Annotated in this window: 6 protein-coding genes and 1 tRNA gene; 2 read left to right on the top strand and 5 right to left on the bottom strand. The window is 48.3% G+C overall.

Translation table 11 applies throughout. The features are described 5' to 3' along the window. Together HKN79_12700 and HKN79_12695 are read left to right on the top strand one after the other, a co-directional pair. The coding region (locus HKN79_12700) for a hypothetical protein (protein NNC84425.1) at positions 1 to 166 on the top strand (166 nt) is incomplete at its 5' end. 68 nt (positions 167 to 234) lie between these two features. Next, a complete protein-coding gene (locus HKN79_12695) occupies positions 235 to 1,602 on the top strand; it encodes a hypothetical protein (protein ID NNC84424.1) in 1,368 nt (455 codons plus the stop codon). A gap of 218 nt (positions 1,603 to 1,820) precedes the next feature. On the opposite strand, the gene HKN79_12690 is transcribed toward HKN79_12695, so the two are convergent. The 5 genes from HKN79_12690 to HKN79_12670 form a co-directional block, all read right to left on the bottom strand. Beyond that, positions 1,821 to 1,894, bottom strand: a tRNA-Arg gene (locus tag HKN79_12690). Between the two features lie 65 nt (positions 1,895 to 1,959). Continuing rightward, a complete protein-coding gene (locus HKN79_12685; GenBank protein NNC84423.1) occupies positions 1,960 to 2,868 on the bottom strand; it encodes a hypothetical protein in 909 nt (302 codons plus the stop codon). After that, on the bottom strand, positions 2,855 to 3,424 hold the full coding sequence (locus HKN79_12680; protein NNC84422.1) for a hypothetical protein: 570 nt from the start codon (positions 3,422 to 3,424) through the stop codon (positions 2,855 to 2,857). Before HKN79_12680 ends, HKN79_12685 begins: the two co-directional genes overlap by 14 nt. Next, positions 3,417 to 4,514 carry an endonuclease/exonuclease/phosphatase family protein gene (locus HKN79_12675; protein ID NNC84421.1) on the bottom strand — a complete coding sequence of 366 codons (1,098 nt, stop codon included), beginning with the start codon at positions 4,512 to 4,514 and terminating at the stop codon, positions 3,417 to 3,419. Before HKN79_12675 ends, HKN79_12680 begins: the two co-directional genes overlap by 8 nt. Position 4,515: 1 nt before the next feature. Then, positions 4,516 to 5,406, bottom strand: a complete 891-nt coding sequence (locus HKN79_12670; GenBank protein NNC84420.1) for a rhomboid family intramembrane serine protease — start codon at positions 5,404 to 5,406, stop codon at positions 4,516 to 4,518. Positions 5,407 to 5,493 lie beyond the last annotated feature (87 nt).

Here is a 5,493-nt window from a genome sequence, read left to right as displayed (position 1 = left end):
CTACATATTCGATGTACGCACCTTGGAAGAAGCTGAGGCATTGACCCGCACAGATCCTGCTATTCAGCAGGATTATCTGCGAATGGACTTGAAGCTCTGGTATGGCTCTGCAGCCCTTCTCACATTGAATGACCTCCATCCTAAATTGGCCCGAAAATCCATCTAGGTCGACTCAGTAACCCTAGAGATAGACTTGTCGTATACATGCGTAACAACCCTTATTGTTGCTAGCGTATGCATACCGATATAGAAATCCGAGCGCCACATTTCGTCAGACTACTCTTCAAGGAATTTGATGACAGCAGTGCCTCGGTGCAAGCTGAAAAACTCTTGTTCTTCTTCTTCAGTGTATTCATGATGTGTGGAGCACTGGTCTGGGGGGTATTATGCCTTATTTACGGCTATCGCATGCCGTCCCTGATACCCTTCGGATATATCATCTTGACCCTCTTCAACTTCTTATTCTTCGGCTCATTGAAGGATCTGACACGCATCGGATATAATATCCAGATAGCCATGAGTTTGATCCTACCCTTCGTTTTCCAATACCTATTGGGAGGGGTGGCAAGTTCAGGAGTAGTGATGCTCTGGTCACTCTTGGCCTTACTCGGGTCTTTGGTGGTCGAGCGCTTGAGCACACGTATGCTGTGGTTGGGTCTCTTCATTGGACTTTCCTTGGGGACATTCTATCTGGAATCTCTCAGACCAGAAGAGGTCATGTACAGTGTACCAGTCCTCTTGAACGGTATTAACATCATGCTCGTTTCCTTGATGATATATGCTTTAGGCAACTATTTCGCGACCACTCAGAATACCTTGAGGAAGATTCTCAAAGGGCAGAAGAAAGAGATGAGCCTCGCCAAAGAGGAATATGACGTTCAACTGGGTCGAGCCAGTAATTTCTTGAGCGCACTATTGAATAACAAGACTCTAGAAAGCAATGGATACCGCCAGTTCCAAGTGCAACGGCAGAAAGGGGGTATCTCAAGCAATTTCACTTGGTCTGGGGAGTATGGCAATAAGAAGGTGACGGTGATCATCGACAATCCATCTACGGGCATTCGAGGCACCTTGGAATCCATGTTCTTGTGGAATCTGATCGATACGGGCGTGTACCAGTTGAGAAAGAAGACTCCCAAAGAACTGATCGAATACCTCCAAGAGGAAGTATACGGAAGATATGATTCGGATGAATTCGAGTCGGGGATGAAGAATATCGGTGTGGTGGTCCTGTATAATGACATTCTCACCAATCAACTGTTCTACGCAGCTGTGCACACGCACTTACTGGTGGGTACTCGATCGGAGAGAAGGGTGATCTGTGGATTCAAATCCGATTACTCAGACACAGTACTGGCCGACAACGGGACCAAAATGGTCAAAGGACATATGCTTTTGGAGCCTGGAACTCGTACCGTAGTGGTCAATGATTCGCTACTCAGAGCATTGGATATCCATTCAGATGAGCATCTGATGGATAGTGAAGGTGGACTCGGCTATCTGCTCGAGCATGACTTCAGTATCGCTAAGAAGAAATTGCGTATCCAATGCGATAAGCTTCAGGCTCTGAACGACATCTTCCTTCAATGTATCGAATTCTAAGAGGTCGAACTTCCTAGATATTCGAGTAACGGGAACCAAGACTAGTAGTCTATCCGGCCTATCGAGGTAGCAGCTCCGAGTTTCAAGGATTGAATCGGTCCAGCCTGTACTACCGTGCAGGGAATCAAAAAAAAACGAAAGCCCGATCTCCGTTCATGAACAAGCAATCTTGTCATTTCCGCAGATCGAGCCTCCAAGTGACCGATTCGATCGATTTGTGACTCCACAGGGATTCGAACCCCGAACCTCCGCATCCGTAGTGCGGTGCTCTATCCAGTTAAGCTATGGAGCCATACCCTTTTTCAAAAGGGACGGCAAATATAAGAAATGATGCTCCGTACTGAAGCTGAGAAGCGCTCAAAATCCTTTTACCGATAAGCGATACACCAGACGGGCCATAGGCATATGGTTGAGCCTGCGCTTGGGCTCTATGGCCTCATAGAGGGATATCTTCTGAAAGGAAGTCCTCCAGCCGATATCCATGGTGAATTTGTCGAATTCCAGATTGGCGCCTATCTGCGCATAGGCTCCGAAAAAAGTCTGAGTGGGAATGGAGTTGTTGATGACCTGATTATTTCCACCTACGGTCTGAGCACGGAGAATACTGTAGGTCCTGCTACCCACGGAGAAGGTATTGGACTTGACCCGGATAGAGGTCATTTCGGGTCCGATTTCCATATGCATGCTTGCTGCTCCGGGGGGTGCCCAAGCAAACTGATATCCCAGATTCATATTCAAACGGTCTTCTTTGCCCTGAATAGGGAAGTTCTGAAATATGTCCTGCGAGGTCCCATTGTCATTGGGGTAGGAGAGCACGAAAAAATCATCTGCCTTCAGCGAAATGAAATTGGCGTCCACCACCAGGCTGTGATACCAATTGAACTGATACCTGACATGCGCACCGACCGCTAAAGAATTGACATAGGGCATATCCGAGGCATATTCCACCAAAGTGAAATCAGAAGGATTCCCCAATTCTTGAAGCACCTCATTGCGTATGCGGTCGATCTGTAGATATTCCTGCAGATCCAGAAATCCTTGCCCCTTGGGGGATCCATCGTAGAAAACCGCTGGATCATCGTTCGGCAGAAAGTAGCCGAGATTCAGTCCGAACATGAAGCCACGTTTAGCCTGAGGGTCTATGAAAACGAACTGTTCACCTCTTCGCTCCTCATCTGCCTCTTGACCCGATCCTTGAGTTGCGTGGCCCAAACAGAGGACGAGGGCTAGAATCAGAATGAATGTCGATCGATTACCAGATAGCATGAGCAATGAGCAATTGAATGGAGAGTGTCATGATCACCCCAAAAATAAACATGTGCAGGGCCTTGCGCTCGACTATTGTAGCACGTGTCAACAATTCCATCAGGACCAAGAACAGCAATCCGATGCCGATCTGTGCCACCTCAACACCTAAATTGAAGGCGAGTAGCGGCATGAGGATCTCGCCTGCATCTTGCATCATGACCAGGAATTCTCGTGCATAGGCCAGTCCATGGATGATGCCGAACAGAGTAGTGATGACATAGACCACAGCCCGTCTTCCTTTTCCCCAGATCATGTGATAGATGGCCATGATAAGGATGGAGAGTGGGATAAGGAATTCTACCCAAGCTTCGCTCAATGGAGTGAAACGCAGGGCACCAGCCGCCACCGAGATGGCATGGCCCAGAGTGAAAGCAGTGAGAACCTTGATGATCTCTGTAAAATCCTTGAGCCTATAGACGATGAGTAGACTGACGATGAAGAGCAGATGGTCATATGCACCGATGTCCAGGATATGATCCAGACCGATCTGGAAGAATGTGTTGAATTCACTCATCGTTCATCTCGAATCTAATGTGTACAGGGAAATGGTCGGACAGATCCAGTTTGTCCACTTGATAGCTGTTCACTTCAATCTCATCGCTATGTAGGATGTGGTCTATCCGGAAGGAAGGGAAGGGTCCGTTGTAGGTGTTCCCTAGTCCGAATCCCTTGGTCTTGAAGGCATCTTGGAGAGATGCTTTGGTCCGATAGTATGTGTGGGAAAAAGGCGGGTCATTGAAATCTCCAGCAAAGATCACCGGATGCGGGGAGCGTTCTACTTCTTCCATGATATGTTCGATCTGCACGGCCCGTCTCTTATTGGCGGCCATGAGTTTCTTGAGTATTCCCGTTGACTTTTCGGTCAGTCGGTCGGTATCAGATAGTTCTGTGTCTATGATCTCATAGTCCTCTTTGCGGAAATGAATCGAGGCGAGGTGTGTATTGAATACCCGGATGGTATCTCCTTTAGGCAAGCGTATATCAGAGTAGATGCAGAAATTATTGAAGTCCCCCGGAAAAGGGATATAGCCACGGTATACGATTGGAAAGCGAGATAGCGTGACCACCCCGAAATATTGCTGATGTACGAATTCATGCGTGTACTTCTCATGTTCATAGGGCGTATTCAGACGGTCGATGAGTAGAGGTTTGGTCTGAAATCCCTTGGGATGAGTGGTGTGATAGAATTCTTGGAAACACAGGATGTCCACATCCGAACTTTCCAGATAGTCGAAAATGCTATCGCGTATCTCTTTATTCCTTTTGAATTGATAGTATCCGAACAGGCGAGCATTATAGGACATCAGACTATGACCCCTTTCTTCCTGTGAGAGCGGAGGGTCTATCTGGACGATATCGCTCATCGCCCCCCAACCGAAAAGAATCAGGACCGCTGCCATGAGGATGGCGATCTTGCGTTTGGTGATGAGCCAGAAGAGCAGAGTGATGAGATAAAGCAAGAGCGCTACCGGATAGCCCATGGCCACAATAGGCCATATATCACTATCAGCAGGTGAGATGGTACGAGCGTGCTGTGAGAGGAATAGAAGTAGAGCGATGAAGATGGACAGCCCGATCCAGGATTGCTTGATCCGCTTGCGCATGTCAGTCCTTCTTACTGGCGTTGAATAGGGTGGCCTTTTCTTGAGCACTCAGGCTTTCATAGCCGCTCTTGCTGATCTTGTCCAGAATGCGATCTATCTCCTTCTGCTCTTCTTTCTTCTTGGCATTGTAGGCATCGTCCATTCCGGTGTATCCTTTTTCAGAACCACGGTATACCTTCATCTTAGGGCGGGTGTCCCTCGTGAAGAGGTTCATCACGGCATCGGCCGTACTGTCGAACCACGGTGCCAGGTCCCGGCCATTCCTCAGCGACCGGGCATAGATGAACCCCCAGACCGCTCCACCTAGATGTGCTAGATGGCCGCCTAGATTGCCGCTATTGGTTGGGAGCATCAGTATCACGAATACGATAGCGATCCATTTCAACTTGACAGGCCCTATGAAGACCAGTCTCACCACATAATCCGGAACGTAAGTGGCCAGACCAAGGAACACGGCAAAGACTGCTGCTGAGGCTCCGATGAGTGTCGCCTGTGAGCCCTGGAGGGCAGGTAGAAGGTTGTATGCCAGTAAGTAGAGCACTCCACCAAATAGTCCTCCTAGCCAATAGGTCTTGACGAATCGTTTGCTGCCCAGTAGATCCACAAAGATCCTTCCGGCCATGAAGAGCCAAAGCATATTGATCAGCAAGTGAAAGAAGCCCTCATGTACGAACATGTAGGTGAAGACCGTCCAAGGACGGGTGATCAATGATTCAATAGCGGCCGGAAGCCCGATCCAATCAATGACATCGAATCCCGTGGCCTGCACTCCCCAGGCGATGAATTTGGCGATGATCACACCGAGAAAAACAGCCACATTTATCAGTACATACCTAGAAGCCGTATGGCTGGTAGAGTATATCTGTTGGATGTCGTCCTTGATACTTGCCATGAATCTATGCTCAATAGAATTTACCTCTGTTCTGGTTCCAGATCTTCACAAGAATGAAGCCGAAAAGTGCTCCGCCAAGGTGTGCAA

The sequence above is a fragment of the Flavobacteriales bacterium genome (assembly GCA_013001705.1).
GTDB lineage: Bacteria > Bacteroidota > Bacteroidia > Flavobacteriales_D > JABDKJ01 > JABDLZ01.
This window is presented reverse-complemented; position numbering and strand designations above follow the sequence as displayed.